This is a genomic window from Pedobacter sp. PF22-3 (assembly GCF_026239555.1).
Lineage (GTDB): Bacteria > Bacteroidota > Bacteroidia > Sphingobacteriales > Sphingobacteriaceae > Pedobacter.
This window is the reverse complement of the sequence record NZ_JAPIVP010000001.1, coordinates 543,101-567,896: the sequence shown is the minus strand read 5'-3', so window position 1 is coordinate 567,896 and position 24,796 is coordinate 543,101. Positions and strand designations below refer to the sequence as shown.

Sequence of the window (24,796 nt, the reverse complement as noted above, 5' to 3'; positions counted from 1 at the left end):
CTAATTTATAAAGTTTTAGTTAAAACAGCTTTTTGCTTATCTGCCTGATAAATCTTTTTGTAAAAATCTACATATTCACCATATTTTTCTGGTGGATATTTTTTGTTATTCATGGTTTGCGTACGGCTATAAACAATCATATTATCCTTAACACTAAATTTCGCTGTGTACGTTCCAAATTCAGAACTAATCGTGATATCTTTTGGAATAAACTCCACCTGATATCCTTTTGGCAAGATGTAATTAATTTCATCATCATCGTTATAACCGAATGGAACCGCGAAATATGTTTTTCTTCCTTCTACTTTAAGCGGAACGCTCTCGCGACGGTTAATCTGGTTAACCACTAAAAACAGTTTATCTCCACCTTTGGTTAACAATGGATTGGTTTTAAAAATAATTTCTTCAGTAAGCACCGGTACCATTTTGTCTGGCTGCGCATACTTATAACTAATCAGCTCTGCTACCGGAATAGAACTGTCTTCAATTATTTTTTTCCGGAGATCAACAGGTTCCATCAGCGTCATCGAAAAATTTTCTTCAAACTGCGCGTTACCATAAGTAGCGCTAACTTCTGAACTGGCCGTACCGTCTTCCGCTAGAGTGATTTTAGTTTTTCTGATCTGATAATTTTCTTTGGCATGGTAAACCGGGGTATGCACTAGTTTTCCTCCATCTTCAGTTACCATTAGTACATTCCGGTCAGAATTGCCATAGCCTATAAATCCCATTGGATTATACTGACTGGTACATTCTAAAAAGGTGGTATCTTTAGCAAGGGGAACACATAAAATCATGTGGTTAGCCTGTCCCAAACTTGAGTAGTTGGGATTTAAACTAGGCATATCGTTTCCAATCATAATTAAATTTGAGGCAATTCCTGCTTCATTTAGCAAAGCTTTCATATAGTTGGAAAGCGCTTTACAATCTCCGTAATTTACCTGTGCAACCTTTTCGGCCAAAATCGGCCTAAAACCACCAATCCCTAATTGAACGCTAACATAACGGGTGTTTTGTTGCAGGTGGTTATATAAGATTTTGATCTTTTCTTTTGGTGTTTTAGCATCCTTAATCAAGTTTTGTACCATCAATTTGGTTGCTTCAGGAAGTTTGTTTCCTCCCTGATTTAAATTGAAGATCCACGAACCGAAATTTTTCCAGTTATCAAAATTTCCAGTAGAACCATCGTATTCAAACTGATTAGGGGAAGCTTTAACCCATGCAGAAATGTTGTCAAACCCTGTACTTAAAGGTTCATTAGCAATCGCCGCAACATTTGTACTTTTCCATTTATACTGTAATTTCTCGCCATTAGTTACCGAGTCGGTTTGTAAATTCGAACTCGTAATGTACCTCATTTTGTAGTCTTTTGCCTTTTGAATCGTGTAAGCAGATTTTTCTACAGCTATACCAAAACCTTTCAGGTCACGCCATGAAGGAAAAGAAAGCAATCCTTTATAGTCCTGACTGTAGCTATATTCTACGGTGTACGGATAGGTTAAACTTACAAATTTTAAGAGCTTAAGTCTGTTGTCTTCGAAGATCGAAAAGTCCGAAATAAGGCTTTGGTCTTTAATATCTGAACTTTTATAGTCTTTTACTTTTTTCCCCGATGCATCGTAAAGCGCAGCCTTAATGTTGTAGATGTTGCTAAACTTATCGTAAACTTCTTCCATTTCACCATATGGTTCACCGGCTTTATTCAAAATGGTTATTGCTACTTTATAATCCATTTTTGCAGCACCTAGCCCCTTAATATCAAAAAAAGATTCTTCATTTCTGATTACAGCTACTGCATCCTTTTTAAGGTTTTCGGGAATTTTTGCTACATCGTAATCTATCTGGGCAAATGTGGTATTAATAACCGCAATAGCGAACACCAAACTTAAATAATACTTCATTATACTTTCTTTTTAAATACGATTTGTTCGGCTTGTTTTTCTACGATAGCTTTAAATAACGCTTGCAAATCGAAATACTCTTCTGGCGTATAAAATGATTTATTTACGTTGATGTTACTTCTTACAAGTAGTGTTTTACCATCTGTTATATAATTAATGGTGAAAGTGCCATTATCTTCAGGAAGTTTAAAGATTCCTCCTTTAGGAAGTTTGTCAATCTCGTAATCGTCTGGAAAGTTTACGGTGATGCGGTAGCTTTCTTTAAATGGATAGGCAAAATCAACTGGGAATTTACGCTGCTCCAATTTAAATAAATTCTCTTTTGTCCTTTCAAAAAGGAGCGGCGTGAAGTATACCAGATTGCCGGCTTCTTCTACATTATCTTCTATAACCACGTCCATGCTTTCACTCAATAGTTCATCAAGGTTATCCAGGTTATCTATTTTGTATGCAGAAACCTCCAAACCCGTTTTATCCTTTTTAAAGCTCTTTATAAATTCGGTTTCGTTATTTGTGGTCCTGTATTTATTGCGCAGGTTTAAAGCGGCATAACCCTTGGCATATTGATTGATTTTTCCAGTAAGTTTATGTTCTTTATCCAGCACCAAATTGTACACAAAAATCTTTTCACTCGGAACTTTGGGCTCTGTAGAGAGCCATTTGCCATCGTTGTTTTTTAAATCCATGTAAAAGCCATTGTGGCTCAGGTTTTCGTAATCCAACATTCCGGCAGGTAAATCTTTATCTGTAGCATCAAGATAATAAAGTTCATTTCCAATCTGTGTAACAGCAATTACATTATTAAATGCAGAGATTAATGGATAGCCAGGGTGTGTGCCGTTTTCCCTTGTGCTGATCAGTACTGGATAGGCTTCGATTTTGGCTTCTTTCAATAAACTCAATAAAGCAAGGTTAATATCTCCTGATGAACCGGTTTTCTTTTCGAAAAGAGTTTTAGGGTTGGTTCCGTCAGCGTATTTCGAATAATGCTTATCCCATTTTACGCTGTTTTTAACATAATTGAAAATAAGTTTAACGACTGCCAATGTATCTTTTTCTCCTTTTAAAATGCCAGGAAGTACTGATTTTGCATAACTGTTTTTATTGATATAGGCACCAAAGTTTTCATCCTGTGCCAGTTCATTGACGATTTTAGACCAAGAGCCATTATAGTCATGGTAAACATCACCGGGGAAATTGGTTGCCCTCAGCTCAAATTCGATCTTTGGATTATAATCATCCATCGTGGTAACATAAGGCTCATCTTTTAGTGCAGGGATGTTTGCTACGCAATATTTATCGTACACCGCATTTGAGCTTACCCCAGCTAGGTAAGATGCATTCACATTTTGATGAAGTGGGTGATCTACCTGGTAATAGCCGCTCATATTGGTTTTGTAATTAAAGTATTCAGGTATCCTCACATTATACTCCGACCAAAGCGTTGGAACACTCGACTGGAATTTCCAGCCGCGAAGGGTAAAAATAAAATCAGATTTAATCCTGTACTTAAATTCGATGATCGATCCTTCTTTTACATTTGGAAGGGCAAACTTTTTGATCACATAGTTTTTATTAAACTCCTCGGTAAATTTGGCGTCTTTGTTTAGTTTGCTGGTTACCATTTTACCATCAACCATGTTATAGGTTGCTGCATCCATGTAGTTAAGATCTTCTTTTGCCGAACCACTGCTTTTATAAAGTTCTACCTTAAAATTGGCGAGGTCATAACCATTCTTGTTCAGGATTTTGTAGCGGATATGCCTTTCAAAAACATAAATAAAACCGCTTGATGAAGGGCTGATTTCGAAATAACATTCGCCTACATCGAACAATTTAATGGCAGATGCTGAAGAATCTTGTCCCGAGGCTTTTACTTCGAATTCTGTTGGTGCAATTTTGCCAAACTTGAATTCTCTTTTTACAGGTGGAATATTTTGGGCATAAAGGGGGCTAACTCCAATGCATAGCATTAAAGTCAGAAATCTGAGCGCATTTTTCTGCATGTATAAAATTAGTTTTTTGGTTACTGCAAGTATAAAAAACATTCCACAAATTATTTTAAAATAATTTGCGGTTAATACGTGTGTATTTACGCAGTACGGGCATGAAGTAAAGGGAAATAAAAAGGTTTTAAATTATTATAGATTGAATAATTGTCAGGCAAGCTCAATATTTAAGCATTTTTAAATTTATACTTTTATTTTCTTTCAAATTTCGTATCTTTGCCTGGCAAATAATAAATCCTAATTTATTTGCTATGCAACTCGATTCCACAAAGTTTATTGCCACAGGTTTAACGTATGATGATGTACTATTGGTACCCGCATATTCCGAAATCCTGCCCCGTGAAGTAAATACAACCACTTTTTTAACCAAAAAAATCAAGCTCAATGTTCCATTGATTTCTGCTGCAATGGATACCGTAACCGAAGCCGAACTGGCCATTGCCATCGCGCAAAATGGTGGTATTGGTATGTTACATAAAAACATGACGATAGACAGACAGGCTGCAGAAGTTCGTAAAGTTAAGCGTTCAGAAAGTGGTATGATCAAGGATCCGGTAACCTTGTTGGAAACAGCTGTAGTTGCTGATGCTTTCAAGATTATGAAGGAGCATAAAATTGGGGGTATTCCGGTGGTAAGCAGCGATAATAAACTGGTTGGTATTATTACTAACAGGGATTTACGTTTTCAAAAAGATATGAAGAGGCCAATTTCTGAGGTAATGACTAAAGATAATTTAATCATTGCACCAGAAGGAACTACTTTGGTTCAGGCAGAAGAGATTCTTCAGAACCATAAAATTGAGAAACTTCCTGTTGTGAGTAAGGATGGTTACTTAAGTGGCTTAATTACCTTTAAAGATATTTCGAAGGTTAAAAATTATCCTTTAGCCTGTAAAGATGAACATGGCCGTTTAAGGGTAGGTGCTGCGGTAGGGGTAACTGCTGATACTTTACAACGCGTTGATGCTTTAGTTCATGCTGGTGTTGATGTAATTACCATTGATACTGCCCATGGTCATACTAAAGGTGTAGTAGATAAATTAAAAGAAGTTAAAGCAAAATATCCTGACTTACAGGTTATTGTTGGTAATATTGCTACTGGTGCCGCTGCGAAATTTTTAGCAGATGCTGGTGCTGATGCTGTTAAAGTAGGTATTGGTCCGGGTTCTATCTGTACCACCAGAATTATTGCTGGTGTTGGTGTTCCTCAGTTATATGCGGTTTACGAATGTGCCAAAGCATTAAAAGGTACAGGCGTACCTGTTATTGCTGATGGTGGAATTAAACACACAGGTGATATTGCTAAAGCAATTGCCTCGGGAGCCAGTACGGTAATGGCAGGTTCTTTATTTGCTGGAGTTGAAGAATCGCCGGGTGAAACCATTATTTACGAAGGACGTAAATTTAAATCTTACCGTGGAATGGGGTCGATCGAAGCAATGGAACAAGGTTCTAAAGACCGTTATTTCCAGGATGTGGAAGATGATATTAAAAAACTGGTTCCGGAAGGTATTGTTGGCCGCGTACCATTTAAAGGTACCTTGGCAGAGGTAATGTACCAATATATTGGCGGTTTGCGTGCAAGTATGGGCTATTGTGGAGCAGCCAATATTGAAGCATTGCAGGAAGCGCAATTTGTACAGATCACCGCTGCAGGTATGCGCGAAAGTCATCCACACGATATTACAATAACTAAAGAAGCGCCTAACTACACGAGATAAGGTAGAATTGTTTAAGGCTTAAGGCAGAAGGTATAAGGCCTGGCCTTTCTTAAATAATTAAAAAACGGGGCGTCGGTTTACGATAGCCCCGTTTTTTTTCAACCATCGTCCTCATTACAAAGGGAGACTATTTAACAAACAAATTAGAGCTTAGGTGTGCCAAGGTGCCTTAGGTGATCAATATTTTTTGGGAAATGGTGGGTTCGGTGCCAATTACAGCCGATAGTCCTGCTATCCATCCAATTCCTCGCTCCGGCCTTTCCGTTCTATCAGGTTTAGATTACCGGAGTTGGTGCTGCCTGGTTTAGGTTGCCCTCGCCTCGGTTGGTGTCGCCACGAACTGAAATTAAATTACAAATCGATGTAAGTAATATAAAAATCACAAAATAAAATTTGGCAGATAATATTTTTTAATATATTTGTCTACTAAATCCATAGGAATTATATAATAATTTTAATAATGCGACGAAAACAGCTTTCTTATTACTGTTTAACCATGTTAAAAGGTAATCATTGGCTTTGAACGAGTTATTAATTAATAGCATTTAAATAAACTATCAATATTAACCATGAACAAAACTTTACTTTTTCTCTTTTCATTTTTACTTTGGGCAGGATTTACTTTTGCCCAAAGCCCGGTAACTGGTGTTATTAAAACAACCAACGGCACAACAATCCCGAATGCAACCATAAAGGTAAGGGGAACCAACCAGGCTGTAGTAGCCGATGAAAATGGTGTCTTTAGCATTAATGTTAAACAAGAAACTCCATTTTACTTGCAGGTAAGCTCTGTAGGTTATAAACCACAGGATTTTCAGATACTAAAACTTCAGGATACGCCAATAGAACTGGTTTTGGTAGAAAATGCATTGCTCGATGAAATTGTAGTAACCTCCAGAAGGCGTTCTGAAGTTTTACAGGATGTACCGATTCCAATTACGGTTATTGGTGGGCGTTCAGCAGAAAATGCAGGTGCTTTTAATGTAAACCGTTTAAAAGAGTTGGTGCCTTCGGTACAGTTATATGCTTCTAATGCCAGAAATACCACTTTAAATATCAGGGGTTTGGGTTCTACTTTTGGTTTAACAAATGATGGTATCGATCCTGGAGTGGGTTTCTATGTTGATGGCGTTTATCACGCCCGTCCGGCGGCTACCTCTACCGACTTTCTTGATATTGATCAGATCGAAATTTTGCGCGGTCCGCAAGGTACCTTATTTGGTAAAAATACTACTGCAGGTGCCTTTAACATCACTACAAGCAAGCCAACTTTAACACCTAGTGCAAAAATAGAATTGAGCGCAGGGAATTATAATTTTATTCAGGCCAAAACATCAGTTTCCGGAGCACTTGCAAAAGATCTTGCTGCAAAAATCTCCATTTCGGGTACGCAACGCGATGGTACCATCTGGAATACCAGAGAAGAGCGCAAGTATAGTGGACAAAATAACCTGGGCTTTAAAAGTCAGTTATATTACACCCCTTCAGAAAAATTACAGGTATTGTTAAGCGGTGATGTCAGCATTCAGCATCCGGCAGGTTATCCGTTGGTAATTGCCGGTGTTACCACAACCGAGAGAAGTGCATACCGCCAGTACGCTAAAATTGTTTCTGATCTTGGCTATCAACAACCTAAAATAGATCCCTTCTCAAGAGAAATCAATACCAATACCCCTTGGAGACACAACCAGTCAATAGGAGGAATCTCATTAAATGTAGATTACAAAATCGGAAATGGAACGCTTACATCAACTACGGCCTGGAGATTCTGGAATTGGGATCCAACAAATGACCGTGATTTCTCAGAACTGGCGGCGTTAACCAAATCGCAGGGTACCTCACGCCATGATCAATACTCGCAGGAAGTTAGGTATGCAGGAAATATTACCGAAAAATTAAGTGGGGTAGTGGGTGTTTATTTCCTGGGTCAGAATTTAAAAGGTTTAGCGCAAACAGAAGAAGTAGGTAAAGATCAATGGCGTTTTGTGCAGACCAGCAATACCGGCAACCAGGCCTTATATGCGACTCCAGGTTTATTGGATGGTTTCGGTATTAAAACCAACTCTACCATTAAATCGTTAAGTGCAGCTGTTTTTGCCCAGGTTGATTGGGAAGTTTTGAAAAATCTGCACGCATTACCAGGTTTAAGGTATACCTATGATAAAAAAGATGTGGATTATGACCGGGTAACCTATGGCGGTTTGCAAACTACTGATGCGACATTGTTAGCACTTAAAGCAGCTGTATATGCAAATCAGCAGTTCAACACAAAGGTAGATAACAACAATTTATCGGGTAACTTTACCTTATCCTACCGTCCAACCCATAACTTAAATGTTTATGGAACTTTTTCTACTGCTTACAAACCGGTGGGTGTTAACGTAGGTGGTTTGCCAACTACCTCAACGGGAGCAGCCGATTTATCAGTTGCTGTTGTTAAGCCTGAATATGTTCAACATTATGAGTTAGGAGCTAAAACGAAGCCAGTTAAAGGGGCCATTGTAAACATCAGTTTGTTTAACACAGATATTAAAGATTACCAGACCAATGTGCAATCGCCACAACTCGGTGTAAACAGGGGTTATTTGGCCAACGCCGAAAAAGTAAGGGTAAAAGGATTGGAAATAGACGGTACTTATCAGTTGGAGCGGTTTTTAACTTTAAATGCAGCTTTAGCCTATCTTGATGGTAAATATGTGAAATTCACCAATGCACCGCTTCCATTAGAAGAAACGGGGCATACCGAATTGATCAATGGCGTGGCTACCCAGGTGGCATTTAAAGATGCTTCTGGAGGTAGGTTACCTGGTATTTCTAAATGGAATATTTCTGGCGGTTCAGAATTCAGTACGCCCGGTAACCTGGCAACGAGGGAGGGACGCTATTTTATCGCAGGTGATGCCAGTTACCGTTCAGAATATTCATCAAATCCTACACCATCAAGCGTATTGATTGTTAAAGGTTATGCTTTATTTAATGCCAGGTTAGGATTCAAATCAGATAAGTTCTCCTTATTTGTTTGGAGCAGAAATATTGCTAATAAGAATTACTATGAGCAATTACAGGCTGCAGCAGGTAACGCTGGTTTATATGCAGGTGTATTGGGCGATCCAAGAACTTATGGGGCTACCATCCGTTATGCATTCTAATCACATCTAATTTAATTTTCTCTTTTATATTTGGTTAAAGGAGTGGTGTAATGCCGCTCCTTTTTATGGAAACAAAAACGTTTAATATTTTAGGTGTTAAGATGTTTTGAAAAGCAAAGACAGGGTTCCATATTAAAGTCAGTCCTGCTTTCCGTTTCAAGTCCTCGCTGCGCTGTGGGCTTTCTCTGCAATCAGGTTTATATGGCAAAACTGCTGGGTCTCAGGTAAAAAAATCGACAACCACTTGTACACTTCATGCTGCCAAAAGCATTGTGCAGAATAAAAATTTATAGAAAGCCGATAAAATCTTAACTTCGGTAAATTTTTAATTCAATGAATAAGCTTAAATCGGTTTGTGTATACTGCGGCTCAAACTTTAATGGTGATGCAAAGCTACGTGATGCGATAAAACAATTGGCAGAAACACTTGTAAAACAGCAGATCAGATTGGTTTATGGAGGCGGAAGCGTGGGTGTGATGGGTTTGCTCGCTAACGATGTGCTGGAGTTGGGTGGTTTGGTTACAGGTGTAATTCCGCAGTTTTTAATGGATAAAGAGGTTGGTCATCAAAATTTAACAGAAATGATTGTTACCGAAAATATGCACCAGCGGAAACAGAAAATGGCCGATTTGAGCGATGGTTTTGTGATCTTACCTGGCGGCTTTGGTACATTGGAAGAATTTTTCGAAGTATTAACCTGGCTGCAGCTCGGTCTGCACAATAAACCAATCGGTGTATTAAATGTTGGAGGTTTTTACGATCCTTTATTCGCTCAAATGGATATGATGGTACAAAGTAAATTTTTGAAACCGGCCAATCGGGATTTAGTATTCAATGAAGCAAGTGCCGAAACTTTAATTAATAAGATGGATGATTTTTCGGCCGTTCCAGATGAGGTTTGGTTTAGAGATCGGAACCTAAGTTAACTTTGGTATAGCGAGTTGCTCATGGTTAATAGTTTAATGGCTCATAGCTTATACTCAATAGTTTGATATATTTAATATGAAATATAAGACCATGAACCATCAACCCAAGGCTAAAACGAATACAATTTCAACATATAATCAATAACCCGCCATCCGCTAAACGCCCGGCGCTTTAAAAATATATTAAAAATGCAAATTATTACCTCGCACGCAGAATTTGAACAACACTTAGGCAAAGAATTAGGTGTTTCTTCGTGGCATACCATTACGCAAGAACAGATTAACAAATTTGCCGATGCCACATTAGATCATCAATGGATTCATGTTGATGAGGAAAGAGCCCAAAATGAAGGCCCTTTTAAGGCAACTATAGCGCACGGTTATTTAACGCTTTCATTAATCCCGTATCTTTGGAAAGAAATTGTTGATATCCAAAACCTAAAAATGGAGATCAATTACGGGATAGAAAGTTTACGATTTGCACAAGCCGTAACGGTAAATAGTAAGGTAAGGTTAAAAGCAAAGCTGGCTTCTATTATTAATCTCCGTGGCGTAACCAAAGTTAATATGGCTATCGAAATGGAAATTGAAGATCAGAAAAAGCCTGCATTTAGCGGAGAAGTGGTTTTCTTGTATCATTTTGTAAATTAATTACTTAGAATGTAGCGTATTGTTTATATTTAGAGTTAAATAAGAAAATAGATTCGCTCATGATCAAAAATAATAAATTCTTAAGTTTTATTTTAATTAGCCTGTTTATCCTGTCTTGCCAAATAAAGAAGGATCAGCATTTGGCAGTTGATTCATTTTTACCGATGCAGATTGGTAATTTATGGTATATGAATGCGCAGTCCTATACCGAAATTCAAGATACAGTTCGGATTAATAAGCAGCTTTATTATAAGTTTTATTCTTTGGTAGGTGGCGATGCAAGTAGTACCGTTTATTTAAGGATAGACGAACATCATAAATTGATCGAGGGTTATCCCGATAGCCCTTTGAAAACATACACCAGAGCTGATTTCTCTGTAAAGAAGGGCGATAAGTTTTTCACCACGGGCGAAAAAGATGAAAATGATAACGAAGTGACTGTGGTAGAAAAATCAGATCATGAAATCACTTTTTCGTTTGATCCTATTTACCATCCAAATTTAAAAGGTCATCCCACTCTGGTAAAATATATAAAAGGCAAAGGCTGGGCAGAAAAATACCAAAAAATAAAGATCGATGGAGTGGTTTATCAAAATTAAATGATTTACCACAGAGATCACGGAGTTTTACACAGAGGGGCACAGAGAAAGTATTAATTTTCTTACCACTAATTAGTTAGCCATAGAAGCACAGAAAACACGGAGATGCTAAACCCAACTTTGTGACCTCTGTGCTTTTTCTTTGTGATCTCTGTGTTTAAAAATCTAGCGTACTTTGCGGTTAAACCAGTTGGTAGACCAGAAACCATTTTGGTCAATATTGTTTTTCTAAAATTAAATTTAAATTGCCTCCATGAATATCGAATTCAATAAAAACGAGGATGTAAATAAACAGTTGGTTTACGAACTTAAAACCAGACTCAAAAAAATATACCTGGGTGGTGGCGAAAAAAATGCTGCAAAACAAAAGGAAAAAGGTAAACTACTGGCGCGTGAGCGGATTGAATATTTAATTGATAAAGGTTCTAACTTTTTAGAAGTTGGCGCCTTTACCGCCGATGGCATGTACGCCGAGCAAGGCGGATGCCCTTCGGCTGGGGTGGTTTGTGGTATTGGTTATGTGAGTGGCCGGCAATGTATGATTGTGGCTAATGATGCAACTGTAAAAGCAGGTGCATGGTTCCCCATGACAGCCAAAAAGAACCTTCGTGCGCAAGAAATTGCCATGGAAAACCGGTTGCCGGTTATTTACCTGGTTGACAGTGCTGGTGTTTATCTGCCCATGCAAGATGAAATTTTTCCGGATAAAGAACATTTTGGTAGAATGTTTCGCAACAATGCGATCATGTCTTCAGAAGGGATTGTACAGATTTCTGCCATTATGGGGGCTTGTGTTGCAGGAGGTGCTTATTTACCCATTATGAGTGATGAAGCCATGATTGTAGATAAAACGGGTTCTGTGTTTTTAGCGGGGTCTTATCTGGTTAAATCTGCAATAGGAGAGGAAGTAGATAATGAAACTTTAGGGGGAGCAACTACGCATTGCGAAATTTCGGGCGTTACAGATTATAAACATCCTAACGATCAGGCCTGTTTAGATAGCATTAAAAACATCATGAGTATGTTGGGCGCTCCTCAAAATGCAGGTTTTGATCGGATTAAGCCTCTTAAACCAAAAGAAAAAGAAGAGGAACTATATGGCATTTTCCCTGAGAGCAGAGATAAACCTTATGAAATGATGGATGTCATTAACCGGTTGATTGATGGATCCGAATTCGAAGAATATAAAAAAGGTTACGGACAGAGTATTGTTTGTGGTTTAGGTCGTATTGATGGCTGGGCCGTAGGCATTGTGGCCAATCAACGTAAAGTGGTGAAATCGAAAAAAGGGGAGATGCAGTTTGGCGGGGTAATTTATTCGGATAGCGCCGATAAGGCAAGCCGTTTTATCATGAATTGCAACCAGAAAAAAATTCCCTTGGTTTTTCTACAGGATGTGACCGGTTTTATGGTAGGTAGCCGTTCTGAACATGGGGGTATCATTAAAGACGGAGCCAAAATGGTGAATGCCGTTGCCAATTCTGTAGTACCTAAATTTACAATCGTATTGGGTAATTCTTATGGTGCCGGTAATTATGCCATGTGCGGTAAAGCTTATGATCCTAGATTGATCTATGCCTGGCCTACAGCAAAAATTGCAGTTATGGGTGGCTCGCAGGCGGCTAAAACCCTTTTGCAAATTCAGGAGGCATCTTTAAAAGCTAAGGGTGAGGTAATTACCCCTGAAAAGCAAGCTGAGCTATTGAAAGAAATTACCGATAAATATGATAGCCAAACCACGCCTTATTATGCTGCATCGCGCCTTTGGGTTGATGGGATTATCGATCCGCTCGAAACCAGAAAGGTCATTTCGATGGGAATCGAGGCAGCCAACCAATCGCCGATTACAAAAAAGTTTAGCGTTGGGGTGATACAGACTTAGTGCTGCCAGATGTTACCATCTGACAGATTTATCTGTGCTGTCAGGTGTTACCACCCGACAGTATAGAACAGATCTTAGCTTATAGGCATTTGAAGACCTCAAAAAACAACTATTGGATCTAAAAAGCAAAACTATTTAGGGTGAAGTAGCCGCTTTTCGCAAACGCGATGCACCTTGCTCCACGCCCTCTACTGTTAATAAGTAAACTATGTTGACAATGTGCGCTTGTTAACAATTATTTAAAGCATTAAATTTGCGCTACGATTAATGAATTTCAAACTTATTATATAATGTCACAAGAAAACGAACACGTTCAGTGTTTAATTATAGGTTCTGGTCCTGCAGGTTATACTGCTGCAATTTATGCTGCCAGAGCTGATTTAAAACCAATCATGTATACCGGTATGCAGGCTGGCGGACAGCTTACGCAAACTACAGATGTAGAAAATTTCCCTGGCTACCCGCAAGGAATTATGGGGCCGGAAATGATGGAAGATTTCCGTAAACAAGCCGAACGTTTTGGAACTGATATCCGCTTCGGTTATGTAAGCTCCGTAGATTTTTCTTCAACACCTCATAAAGTGGTGGTTGATGAAATTAAAACCATTACTGCTGATACTGTAATTATTGCAACTGGTGCCACTGCAAAATGGTTGGGTTTGCCTAGTGAGCAACAATACAATGGCTTTGGCGTTTCTGCCTGCGCCGTTTGTGATGGTTTCTTCTTTAAAGGTCAGGATGTGGCCATTGTAGGTGCCGGTGATACCGCTGCCGAAGAAGCAACTTACTTAGCAAAACTTTGTAAAACGGTGCATTTATTGGTTCGCCGCGACGAATTCAGGGCTTCTAAGGCGATGGTTAGCCGCGTATTGGCAACTCCAAATATTGTGGTGCATTACAATACAGAAACACAGGAAATTTTAGGTAACGGTAAAAATGTAACGGCGGTTAAAGTTTTAAATAACAAAACAGGTGTAGAATCTGATATTGCCGTTGAAGGTTTCTTTGTGGCTATTGGTCATAAACCGAACACTGATATTTTTAAAGGACAGTTGGATATGGATGAAACCGGTTATTTAACCACTAAGCCAGGCTCTACCTTAACCAATATCGAGGGTGTTTTTGCGTGTGGCGATGTGCAGGATATGTATTACAGACAGGCGGTAACCGCTGCAGGTTCTGGTTGTATGGCTGCACTTGATGCCGAAAGATATTTAGCAGCTAAAGAACATCCCGTAGAAGCTTAATTGATTTTTTAATATCAATTTGTAAAAGAGAAATCAGTAATGGTTTCTCTTTTTTGTCGAAATCGGCATCTCGAGCGAACCAGATAGCTATCGGGTGTAACGTAATCGAGGATCTATTAAAGCAAATCTTATTTTATAAAACCTCCATTTTTTTGGAAAGCAACGGCAGTAGTGCGTTTTAAAGTTATTCCTGCTTTACATTTCAAGTCGGCACTCGTACCTCGTTTGCGTGCTTTCCATTACAATCAGGTTTAGATACACCGTTTTCTGCTGTTATCAGGGGCTTAATAGCATTATGCCATAATGCTTCTTTTGCAACTTACAAACCCCAAATAGTATAACCGGCCTAGCCACCTAAACCCGGATCTGAGCGGAATAGCCTACAGCGCAGCGAGGACTGTAAGCGAAACTGAAGCGACCTAAACGCTACCAAACTGCTTTCCGAAAAATAATTTCAAAGTTTTTTTGATTTGGAAAGCAAAACCTGTGTGTGCATAGGAAGGTTTGTTCCTGCTCTTTGCTTTACTCCGTTGCACTCCGTGCTCGCTGCGATCAGGTTTAGACACGCAGGGTAGTGCCGTAAAACCCAATGCATATTTAAAGACACAGTATTTATTCGCTTTGCAGCCCTAAATCGTCTTACTGGCCATGCCATCTAAACCCGGATCTATGCAGAATAGCCCACAGTGCAGACTGTAAGCGAAAGCGGGACTGAACAGCCTAAACGCTACCAAACTGCTTTCCGAAAAATAATTTCAAAGTTTTTTTGATTTGGAAAGCAAAACCTGTGTGTGCATAGGAAGGTTTGTTCCTGCTCTTTGCTTTACTCCGTTGCACTCCGTGTTCGCTGCGATCAGGTTTAGACACGCAGGGTAGTGCCGTAAAACCCAATGCATATTTAAAGACACATTATTTCTTCGCTTTGCAACTCTAAATCGTCTTACTGGCCGTGCCACCTAAACCCGGATCTGAGCGGAATAGCCCACAGCACAGCGAGGACTGTAAGTGAAAGCGGGACTGAACAGCCTAAACGCTACCAAACTGCTTTCCTTAAAAATAATTTCAAAGTTTTTTGATTTGGAAAGCAAAACCTGTGTGTTCATAGGAAGGTTTGTTCCTGCTCTTTGCTTTACTCCGTTGCACTCCGTGTTCGCTGCGATCAGGTTTAGACACGCAGGATAGTGCCGTAAAACCCAATGCATAATTAAATACACAGTATTTCTTCGCTTTGCAACCCTAAATCGTCTTACTGGCCATGCCACCTAAACCCGATCGGAGCGGGATGCCAATTTCCTTCAAATTGGCAGAAGCGGGAGCGGGACTATCTTAACCCAAATGCTGCTGTACCTGATTTCTAAAAAAAAGTAGCGTTATCTATACTGGAACGTAAGTGAAATGGAGAGATCTACTCGCTAAAAGCTCCACGATATAGATTTAGCTTCGCTGAGCCTTCGGGTTCTCGGCTTCGATGCACTCCGTTGGAATGACGACCTTTGAAATTAAAATTTATATGCCTTTTGCAATGCCAATCAAACGCTTGATCTGGATTGTAACAAGAATGTGGGATTTGTAATTTCTCCATAATCTCTATCTTGGTTCAAATAATTAGTTTAAGCTATAAAATCAACACAAAAAATGAACAAAGCATTATCTGTTTTTATTGGAGTATTAATCAGTTCAAGTGTATTTGCGCAGCGTGATCCTAATCTCGGGATCATACCTGCTCCGGTATCCATTACGAGGACAAGCGGAAATTTCGAATTAGATAAAACCACAGTTTTAGTCAATCAAAGCATTGAAGGTGCGAAGATGACCGATTTATTAAATGCTTTCATTGTGACCAAGGCAGGGTTTGCTTTACGTGAAACTAAAATTACCCAGCCTAACCAAAAGGCTATTATTTTAACATCAATTGGCGCGGATCAGTTACCAGCCGAAGGTTACACCATTAAAGTTACACCAAAACAGGTCGTTTTAACAGGAAAAGGCGCGGGGTTGTTTTATGCGGTTCAATCGGCTATGCAAATGATGCCAGATAAAGTTGCCGACAAAATTACCATCCCTGCAGTTAATATTAATGACTATCCACGTTTTGCTTATCGTGGTACAATGCTTGACGTAAGCCGTCATTTCTTTCCGATCTCTTTTATCAAAAAATACATCGATCAGTTGGCTTATTATAAAATTAATACTTTTCACTGGCATTTAACTGATGATCAGGGCTGGAGATTAGAAATAAAAAAATACCCTAAACTAACCGAAATTGGTTCATCGCGTAATGGTACTATCATTGGTAATTATCCGGGTAACGGAAATTATCTTACACCGGTAAAAGGTTTTTATACTCAGGATGAAGCTAAAGAAATTGTTAAATATGCCGCTGCTAAATACATTACGGTAATCCCTGAAATCGAATTACCTGGCCATGCTTCTGCTGCTATTGCTTCATATCCCGAATTAAGCTGTTTCCCTGACCGTGATACTTTTATAAGCGATAAAACGCCTTGGGCGGGTAGCAGAAAAGGCAAACAGGTGCAGCAAACCTGGGGTGTTTTTGATGATATCTTCGTGCCATCAGCCAATACTTTTACGATGTTAAATAATATTCTTGACGAGGTGATTGCCATTTTCCCTTCAAAATATATTCATATTGGTGGCGACGAAGCGCCTAAAACCTATTGGAAAGAATCGCCGTTTTGCCAGGCACTCATGAAAGAAAAAGGCCTCAAAGATGAGCATGAATTGCAAAGTTATTTTATCCAGACGATAGAAAAACATGTAAATGCTAAAGGCCGGTCTATCATTGGATGGGATGAGATTTTAGAAGGTGGTTTAGCTCCAAATGCTACAGTAATGAGCTGGAGAGGTGAAGATGGCGGTATTGCTGCAGCACAGCAAAATCATGATGTGATTATGACGCCTGGTTCGATGGGTTTGTATATCGATCACAAACAATCTAATTCTCCTGATGAGCCGGTTACCATTGGTGGTTTCGCACCATATCAGAAAATATATGCTTACGATCCTATTCCAAAAGTATTAAATGCCGATCAGCGAAAATATATTAAAGGTGTACAGGCCAATATGTGGACTGAATATATTAAGACCCCTGAAAAAGCAGAAAACCATGCTTATCCGCGTATTCTGGCTTTAGCAGAAATTGCATGGTCGCCGGTTGAACGTAAAGATTTAAAAAACTTTAGCGAGGAACGTTTACCTGTACATTTGGCCCGTTTAGATAAAATGAATGTTAACTATTGGGTGCCCACTCCAATTGGCCTGAGCGATAAAAATTTAACCGGTGGCGATTTTACAATCGATTTGAAAGTACCGGTAAAAGGTGCTAAAATCTATTATTCAATTGATTTATCACGCCCTTCAGAAAATGCTTTTTTATATACTGGTCCGGTAAAAATTACTGTTCCGAAAGGAGAGAAGAGGGTTTTAAAGACTATTGTTATTGCCCCAAGCGGTAGAAGAAGTGTAACTACCGAAACGGTTTTAAATAATGGTGCCCCTGAGGTTTCAGTAGAGGCGAAGAAATAAAATAATTGCTTTGATAGGCTAAAATCCTTAATTTGGGACAACCAAACGTCCCTTATTAAAATGAAACTACAAAAATATACATTACAGCATCTCTTATGCATTACAGGGATGCTGTTTTGTTTGGCATGCACCGAAGATAAACCTAAAGCAGTTGCTACAGCCCCAGTTAAAGTCATAAAAAATCCTTTCCCTTTTTATAAAGATATCGAGGTAAAACCCGGACTAAATTTCGAAATTGTAAGTTGGGGAAAAGGAGTGGATTCGATAGGTGGGTACCAGATTTTAATGTCCGATTCGATTCGCAATCATTACCGGTCAGCAGCTATTGATCGTAAAGGTGTTATCACCGATGCCTGGAACATGGATTTAGATAACGACGGAAATCCAGAATTATACATTCAGTTGTTGAGCAAAAAAAATGTTTCTGATCTGAATGTCTTTGAATACGCAGGTGGCGATTTTAATAAAATCAGTTTTCCTTCTTTAAGCGCAAATCAAAAGAAAGGTTATGCGGGTAAAGATAAGTTTTTTATTAAAAATGGCGATTTGTTTCGCTCGTTTCCTGTAAAGGATAGTGCAGATAGTACTAAAACGGTGACCAAAACTTATCAATACAGGTTAAATGGTAATAGTTTTTCGACGAGTGAGGTGAAGTAGGGCCTGCACGTATCTGTCATTTCGAGCGAAGTGCAACGTAGTCGAGAAATCTTTTCTAAGATAGGATTTCTTCACTTCACATTACTCTTGTCGGGACGATGATTTTTGTTTAAGTTTTGCTGGTTAGATCTCTCCGCTTCGCGTTGCTGCGGTCGAGATGACGACAAGTCTATTGGAATCTGTCAATGGTAGCGTAGTCGAAAGATCTTTCCCTATTGACCATATATGAAAATGAACAACGAAAAATTTTCTATTATAGATCGTATTAAAAGTTTTAAATATGCTTTTCATGGCTTAAAACTGTTTTTTATTCTCGATCATAATGGCAGAGTCCATCTTTTTGCAGCCATTGTTGCTATTGCTCTTTCCTTTTACCTAAAGCTTTCTGCTTTAGAGTGGATTGCCATTTTAGGTGTTATTTCTGCCGTTATCGTCGCCGAAATTTTAAATTCAGCCATCGAAAAACTGGCTGATGTGGTGTCACCAGATTTTCATCCTAAAATTAAAATAGTAAAAGATCTGGCAGCTGCTGCGGTTTTGGTTGCTGCGTTTTTAGCTTTAGCCGTAGGCGCCATTATATTTATACCAAAATTATTTTTGTAGCGCCAGTGTGGCTGTTTTCGATTCCTCCATTTTATCTTCGATAATCTGATCCCAGCGGGCTTGCATTTTATGGTTGCTGCCATGCTCAGTTTCTTCGTCGTAATTACGTTGCATGGTATCAAAATAAGTACTGATCTGGTTGGCCAGTTCGGCTATCTGCGCTTTATAATTGCTAACTGAGTAATTGCGGTTTTTTAGTACTCTTTCTGCTTCAGAAAGCAGAATATACTGAATGTTTACGTGTCCCTGTTCGTGGTGCAGTAAACTCGCCCTGACATTGGGATCTTTAATTTTATCCCACTTTACCCAGGAACGGTTTTTGTCAATACGAACTTCGTTTTTAAGATCGATGACTACGCGGTTTCGATACACGGTACTGTTATAGCTGTACTCCCAGGTCATTGCTGTTAATGCAATAAATGGCGAACGTTCATCGGCTTTGCCTTTAAAATAAGTTTCCCAATTGAGTTGTATAGGCTGGGTAAAATCCTGTTTAAAACCAAAAGAAAAAGGCAGCAGCAATAATATCGGTATGATTAGTTTTTTCAATAGCATAATTTTTCAACGGTATCTGATCCTGGTTTTTGTTGCCTTTCAGCAGTCAAATCATCAGGATTTTGTGTGTCGAATTTTACAACGAAAAAACCGTGCCTAAAATTACTGCGGAGTTGAAATCTGTGCACTAATGCGCTCAAATTTTTCAATCAGCAAGGCAACTCTCTCTTTTTCCCTTTTAATTACAGCTTTACGTAAAATGGTTGAGCAAAAGATGATCCACATCGCTGTTAAACCTACGGCAATTACTTTTTGTGCGTTGTTAAAGCGTGCCATTATTTCTACAAAATAAAATCCCAGGCCCAAAGAAAGGGCAATAGCGTAAAACCAGTAAAGGGTATTGTAAAGTTTATAACGATTTAACTGATAAGTTTTTAAGTTGTTTAAAAACTCGTTAGGATGAGCGGTGAAATCATTTTTCGAAATTAGACGGTAATCGCGGTAAAGTATTAAAGTGTAAACGCCAATGGCGATAAGTGTAATGCTAATCCCTACATGTGTCGTCCACGATTCGAAGTGAAAGAATATCCATAATGCGGCAATGGCGATGAAAGACAGCAGCATACCTCCAATGTTTAAGGCCGATTTCAGCTTTAATCCATTTACTTCTTTCTTCGCTTGTTGCAACATCTCATCAGCAGAAACCTTAACTTCTACCTCGTGTTTTTGCCACAACTCCTGTATTTGATCAAACGCTTGCATACTGGCTATATAATTCTGTTAATTTTTGTTTAATACGATGAATTTTTACCCTTAAATTGCCTTCGCTGATACCTGAAATATCAGCAATTTCGTGGTATGGAAGCTCATCAAGTACCATGGTAATAATTAAACGGTCATTCTCTTCCAGTTTAGAAATACATTTATAAAGCAGGGCTACCTGTTCGTTTTTCTCTGAAAATTCTTCTACCTTATTTTCAATAATGTTATCTGTTAATTCGTCTTTTGCCTGTCTTTTTTCGGATCTCAGGTAAGTTAAACAGGTATTTACAGCAATGCGATAAATCCACGTTGAAATCAAAGATTTGTTGCGGAACTTATCCAGATTTTGCCAGACCTTTAAAAAAGTTTCCTGTAAAAGATCATTTGCAGCGTCGGTATCGCCGGTATAACCATAACATAAATGGAATATTTTTTTGGAATTCGAATCGAAGATCTGCTTAAATAACTTGTCTTTTTGTTCCATTTAGGAGTTTGTCGTTGCGTTTTAGATGTTGATACACATTTTTTGTTACATGAGGATTTCAAAATAATATATTTTTGATGCCTCCTGAGATCAAAATTTGTTACAAGCTGTAAATATCGTAGTTTTACCGAATTAAGTTGCCACAAACTTTTTTTATTCATGAAGAAAAACAAACTCACGCTTTTTATTTTTATCGCGCTGATTGCAGGGATTGCATTGGGCTATATTTTGAACGTAAATGCTATCAATGTTTACAATCAGAATATCCTGAATGCCGATGCAAAAGTTAAAAGTATAGAAGTAAACATTGCAAAATCGACTGATACGACGAGCGCAGTTTATAGCCAGCTTAAAGTAGACAAAAAAGCTGCCGCTAAAATCAAAAAAGAAAATGAAACCATACGGGAGAAAAAACTAGAGTTTTTTACCCTGTTGAGTGATATTTTTCTGCGTCTGATTAAAATGATTGTTGCCCCACTGGTATTTACCACGCTGGTTGTAGGTGTTGCGAAAGTAGGCGATATTAAAGCGGTTGGCCGTATTGGTGGCAAAACGTTGGGTTGGTTTTTAACCATGTCGTTAATGTCGCTGGTGTTAGGAATGATTCTGGTGAATTTATTTGAGCCTGGCAAGCACATGAAATTATCACTGCCCGATCATCTGGTTGATACCGGGATACAGAAAGCAGCCATGAGCGTGAAAGATTTTATTGCACATGTGTTTCCAAAAAGTATTGCCGAATCGATGGCTAACAATGAAATCCTTCAAATTGTAGTTTTCTCCTTATTCTTTGGCGTGGCAACGGCGGCAATTGGTCCTGCAGGAGCTATTGTAATTAAAGCTTTTGATGCCATTGCACACGTAATCTTAAAGATGACGGGTTATGTAATGAATTTTGCACCACTTGCTGTGTTTGGCGCCATGACGGCCATTATTGCCAAGCAAGGTTTAAGTGTGCTGAATACCTATGCCATTTTTATTGGTGAATTCTACTTTGGTTTAATCATTTTGTGGGGATTATTGATCTTCTTAGGCTTCCTGATCCTCAAAAAACGTATTTTCCGTTTGGTAAACGATATGAAAGAGCCTGCACTTTTGGCTTTTAGTACAGCAAGCAGTGAAGCAGCCTATCCAAAAACAATGATGCTGTTAGAACGTTTCGGTTGTAAAGATAAAATTGTAAGTTTTGTGCTGCCATTGGGTTATTCGTTCAATTTAGATGGATCGATGATGTATATGACCTTCGCCTCGCTTTTTATTGCACAGGCTTATGGCATTCATTTAAGTTTTGAGCAGCAAATTTCAATGCTGTTAATCCTGATGTTAACCAGTAAGGGGATTGCGGGTGTGCCAAGAGCATCTTTGGTGGTTATTGCCGGTACTATTGCCAGTTTTAATATTCCTGAAGCAGGTTTGGCGCTGTTAATTGGTATTGATCCATTACTGGATATGGGCCGTTCAGCAACTAATGTGGTGGGTAACAGTATTGCTACTGCCGTGGTCAGTAAATGGGAAGGGGAGCTTAAGGAGTCATAAGTCTAAAGTCGGTAGTCTTCAGTCTTATTGTTTCATTCAATCATTCAACAATTCTCTCATTCAGTAATTAAATATTCATTCAATAATTCAACATCAAGTGTCAAGTAGAGGAAAAAAAATATTCTTAGCCATTACGATTATCGTACCGATGATCATTTATTGTTATATCTATTATAAACCGATTATTCAGAATGCACCGTTCCGGAAAAAGGATTTTGTATCAATGGAGTACAAATGGGGCATTAAAGATACGCTGGAAAATCACTATAATTCGGCTACTGGCGATTATCAGTATGTAAACGGGGCAGATTCGGTAATCAAGAAAAAAATATTTTTAAAGAACGACGATATTCTTTACATGCACGGCAAAGCCAATGAAATCGGACTCTGGAATTTTCCAGATACCATAGGTAAGAAAAGTAAAAAATCAATGGCTGTGCCACGTTATGATATTTTGTTCAAATACAAGGAGAAAGCAAAACATGTAGTGATTTACGGCGATTTTGATGGTAATCCAAAATTATTGGATGCTGCCGTACAAATGCGTAAAGTTATAGATCAAACGCTTTTACAGGCTGAAAAAAGAAGCGGGAAATAGTCTGAAGTCCATAGTCGGGAGCCCTGAGTCGGATTTACCGGGAATAAAATACTCATTATTATAGGAAAAGGCCTTTATCTAAGCAGATTAAGGTCTTTTTTATTTAGGATGTTTTCGTATATTTACGATAGATTCGTAAATATGGAAAAATTAACATTGCAGGAAGAAGAAGCGATGCTGGCTGTTTGGCAAGTTGGAAAAGGCTTTATCAAAGATTTTATGGATGTGCTGCCCGAGCCTAAACCGCCATATACCACTTTGGCATCGACTATTAAAAACCTGGAACGTAAAGGATACCTGGTAAGTGAGCGTTTTGCCAATGCCAACCGCTATAGTGCTAAGGTTAAAGAGATTGAATATAAAAAGCGTTTTATGAGCGGTTTTGTCAATAATTATTTTCAAAGTTCGTATAAAGAGCTCGTTGCTTTTTTTGCCAAGGATAAAAAGATAAGTGCCGAAGAACTTAAAGAGATTATAAATTTAATAGAGCACCCTGAAAAGTAAAGGCTATGCCACATTTCTTTCTCATTTTATTGAAAATTAACCTGGTACTGATTTTGTTTTCGGCTACCTATTACCTGGTGCTGCGGAGGTTAACTTTCTACTCCATTAACAGGATGTTTCTTTTATTTGGAATTATTTTTTCTTCTGCTTATCCTTTTATTAACCTAACCAGTCTGTTGGCCAGCCATAAATCTGTACCAGCATTTGTTCCCGGCTTAAACCAACAGGTAAGTCAGTTGATCAAACAAGATGCGGTTCCGGTATTTTGGCAAATACTTTACCTATTCTTTTACATTGGCGTGGTGTTAATGGCGTTGCGGTTAATGGTGCAGTTTATTTCTTTGTACCGCATGCATCAAAATTCTTCGCCCGATAAGTTAAATCAGTATCCGGTAAGAATTTTAGCAGATAAAGTAAGCCCCTTCAGTTTCTGGCAAACCATTTATATTAATCCAGGCTTGCATAAGCAGGAAGATCTGCCCAATATATTGGCGCATGAGCAAGTACATGTAGCGCAATGGCATACGCTTGATATTATTCTGGCTGAAATTTGTGTTGTTTTTTATTGGTTTAATCCTGGTGTTTGGCTGATGAAAAAGGCCGTACGCGAAAATATTGAGTTTATTACCGATGCCCGTATTTTAAGGAAGGGAATTGATAAAAAAGCCTATCAGTACAGTTTGCTTGATGTAGGTACTTTACAGCCTTCAGTGGCTATTGTCAATAATTTCAACTTGTCTGATCTTAAGAAAAGGATCAAGATGATGAATGCTAAACGCTCATCAAAAGTAAATTTAACACGCTATCTGCTTGCTTTACCGATTTTGCTGTGCATTACCCTTGCTTTTACCATCGATAGAAAAGCTGTGCAGAAAAGTTTGGTTCCATTGACCAAAATGGTGAATCATGTTATGCCGAACAAAGAGCGTGAACCTGTTATGCAGGCCAAAACCATTGTAGATACCAGAAATAAGGGAAAGGCAGCCCAACCATTGATTAAAAAGATAGATAAGGCACACAAAATAACGCTTGTTTTGAAAATGGTGGTTAAGAATGGAGATTCTGTACAACATCAAGTGGTTGAAGTAAAGAAAAAAATGGCTGAAAACTTTAAATTTGATTTTAAACCAGATGGCAGTTCAAACAAAAGAGTTTTTGTTAAACAATTTAACTTCACAGACTCAGTTCCGGCTAATGAGAGCATTGAGCAGATTATGCTTGCTGAACAGGCAAACGGAGGCTTTGTGGATATAGCTGGTATAAAGGGAAAAAAAGTTAAAGCTGTTTTTGTTATAAAATCTAATATCAACACGAAAGAAAAAAGCGAGACATTAAAAGATAAACCAGCAATAAAAGAATCTTCAGTTACCAGCATGAGTTATTATCTGAACGGAAATAAGATGAGTAAAGCAGCACTTGATCAATTGAATCCCAATATGATTATGGAGTTGAGAATGGATAAAAAAGGAGAATCTATTCAGATAAATACCAAGCCTTCGGCAAATTAAATTTGTCAACTTTAATG

The 24,796-nt window shown here is 38.5% G+C and carries 19 protein-coding genes; 14 read left to right on the top strand and 5 right to left on the bottom strand.

Annotation, left to right across the window (positions count from 1 at the left end):
• Positions 1 to 5: 5 nt before the first annotated feature.
• Both OQX63_RS02320 and OQX63_RS02315 read right to left on the bottom strand, forming a co-directional pair.
• Complete coding sequence (locus OQX63_RS02320) at positions 6 to 1,901, bottom strand: DUF3857 domain-containing protein (protein ID WP_265849280.1); 1,896 nt, start codon at positions 1,899 to 1,901, stop codon at positions 6 to 8.
• Positions 1,901 to 3,949 (bottom strand): DUF3857 domain-containing protein, encoded by a 2,049-nt coding sequence (locus OQX63_RS02315; RefSeq protein ID WP_265849279.1) that lies wholly within the window; start codon positions 3,947 to 3,949, stop codon positions 1,901 to 1,903. The genes OQX63_RS02320 and OQX63_RS02315 overlap by 1 nt, the downstream gene beginning before the upstream one ends.
• A gap of 212 nt (positions 3,950 to 4,161) precedes the next feature.
• Between OQX63_RS02315 and guaB the strand changes: the two genes are divergently transcribed.
• The 10 genes from guaB (at position 4,162) to OQX63_RS02265 (ending at position 18,892) form a co-directional block, all read left to right on the top strand.
• The gene (gene guaB / locus OQX63_RS02310; RefSeq protein ID WP_265849278.1) at positions 4,162 to 5,631 is read left to right on the top strand and encodes an IMP dehydrogenase; all 1,470 of its coding nucleotides are present in this window, start codon (positions 4,162 to 4,164) and stop codon (positions 5,629 to 5,631) included.
• Between the two features lie 569 nt (positions 5,632 to 6,200).
• Positions 6,201 to 8,780: a TonB-dependent receptor gene (locus tag OQX63_RS02305; RefSeq protein ID WP_265849277.1), complete on the top strand. Its 2,580-nt coding sequence runs from the start codon at positions 6,201 to 6,203 to the stop codon at positions 8,778 to 8,780.
• 333 nt (positions 8,781 to 9,113) lie between these two features.
• A complete protein-coding gene (locus OQX63_RS02300) occupies positions 9,114 to 9,707 on the top strand; it encodes a TIGR00730 family Rossman fold protein (protein ID WP_265849276.1) in 594 nt (197 codons plus the stop codon).
• A gap of 189 nt (positions 9,708 to 9,896) precedes the next feature.
• Positions 9,897 to 10,358, top strand: coding sequence for a MaoC family dehydratase (locus OQX63_RS02295; RefSeq protein WP_265849275.1), 462 nt, complete (start codon positions 9,897 to 9,899; stop codon positions 10,356 to 10,358).
• Between the two features lie 59 nt (positions 10,359 to 10,417).
• Positions 10,418 to 10,957 (top strand): hypothetical protein, encoded by a 540-nt coding sequence (locus tag OQX63_RS02290; RefSeq protein ID WP_265849274.1) that lies wholly within the window; start codon positions 10,418 to 10,420, stop codon positions 10,955 to 10,957.
• A 253-nt stretch (positions 10,958 to 11,210) separates the two neighbouring features.
• Positions 11,211 to 12,839 carry an acyl-CoA carboxylase subunit beta gene (locus OQX63_RS02285; RefSeq protein ID WP_265849273.1) on the top strand — a complete coding sequence of 543 codons (1,629 nt, stop codon included), beginning with the start codon at positions 11,211 to 11,213 and terminating at the stop codon, positions 12,837 to 12,839.
• Between the two features lie 290 nt (positions 12,840 to 13,129).
• A complete protein-coding gene (gene trxB, locus OQX63_RS02280) occupies positions 13,130 to 14,086 on the top strand; it encodes a thioredoxin-disulfide reductase (protein WP_121284757.1) in 957 nt (318 codons plus the stop codon).
• A 1,635-nt stretch (positions 14,087 to 15,721) separates the two neighbouring features.
• Positions 15,722 to 17,632 (top strand): beta-N-acetylhexosaminidase, encoded by a 1,911-nt coding sequence (locus tag OQX63_RS02275; RefSeq protein ID WP_265849272.1) that lies wholly within the window; start codon positions 15,722 to 15,724, stop codon positions 17,630 to 17,632.
• 60 nt (positions 17,633 to 17,692) lie between these two features.
• Positions 17,693 to 18,289: a hypothetical protein gene (locus OQX63_RS02270; protein ID WP_265849271.1), complete on the top strand. Its 597-nt coding sequence runs from the start codon at positions 17,693 to 17,695 to the stop codon at positions 18,287 to 18,289.
• A 231-nt stretch (positions 18,290 to 18,520) separates the two neighbouring features.
• On the top strand, positions 18,521 to 18,892 hold the full coding sequence (locus tag OQX63_RS02265) for a diacylglycerol kinase family protein (RefSeq protein WP_265849270.1): 372 nt from the start codon (positions 18,521 to 18,523) through the stop codon (positions 18,890 to 18,892).
• On the opposite strand, the gene OQX63_RS02260 is transcribed toward OQX63_RS02265, so the two are convergent.
• From OQX63_RS02260 to OQX63_RS02250, 3 genes are all read right to left on the bottom strand, one after another.
• The gene (locus OQX63_RS02260) at positions 18,881 to 19,441 is read right to left on the bottom strand and encodes a DUF922 domain-containing protein (RefSeq protein ID WP_265849269.1); all 561 of its coding nucleotides are present in this window, start codon (positions 19,439 to 19,441) and stop codon (positions 18,881 to 18,883) included. The two genes, OQX63_RS02265 and OQX63_RS02260, sit on opposite strands and share 12 nt — an antisense overlap.
• 108 nt (positions 19,442 to 19,549) lie before the next feature.
• The gene (locus OQX63_RS02255) at positions 19,550 to 20,149 is read right to left on the bottom strand and encodes a hypothetical protein (RefSeq protein ID WP_265849268.1); all 600 of its coding nucleotides are present in this window, start codon (positions 20,147 to 20,149) and stop codon (positions 19,550 to 19,552) included.
• Positions 20,136 to 20,633 (bottom strand): RNA polymerase sigma factor, encoded by a 498-nt coding sequence (locus tag OQX63_RS02250; protein WP_039476083.1) that lies wholly within the window; start codon positions 20,631 to 20,633, stop codon positions 20,136 to 20,138. The genes OQX63_RS02255 and OQX63_RS02250 overlap by 14 nt, the downstream gene beginning before the upstream one ends.
• Positions 20,634 to 20,792: 159 nt before the next feature.
• Between OQX63_RS02250 and OQX63_RS02245 the strand changes: the two genes are divergently transcribed.
• The 4 genes from OQX63_RS02245 to OQX63_RS02230 all read left to right on the top strand — a co-directional run bounded on the left by OQX63_RS02245 (position 20,793) and on the right by OQX63_RS02230 (position 24,779).
• A complete protein-coding gene (locus tag OQX63_RS02245) occupies positions 20,793 to 22,169 on the top strand; it encodes a dicarboxylate/amino acid:cation symporter (protein WP_265849267.1) in 1,377 nt (458 codons plus the stop codon).
• 97 nt (positions 22,170 to 22,266) lie between these two features.
• Positions 22,267 to 22,767 (top strand): hypothetical protein, encoded by a 501-nt coding sequence (locus tag OQX63_RS02240; protein ID WP_265849266.1) that lies wholly within the window; start codon positions 22,267 to 22,269, stop codon positions 22,765 to 22,767.
• Between the two features lie 141 nt (positions 22,768 to 22,908).
• Entirely contained in the window at positions 22,909 to 23,271 is a 363-nt protein-coding gene (locus OQX63_RS02235) for a BlaI/MecI/CopY family transcriptional regulator (RefSeq protein ID WP_090987357.1), read from the top strand.
• A 5-nt stretch (positions 23,272 to 23,276) separates the two neighbouring features.
• Complete coding sequence (locus tag OQX63_RS02230) at positions 23,277 to 24,779, top strand: M56 family metallopeptidase (RefSeq protein WP_265849265.1); 1,503 nt, start codon at positions 23,277 to 23,279, stop codon at positions 24,777 to 24,779.
• Positions 24,780 to 24,796 lie beyond the last annotated feature (17 nt).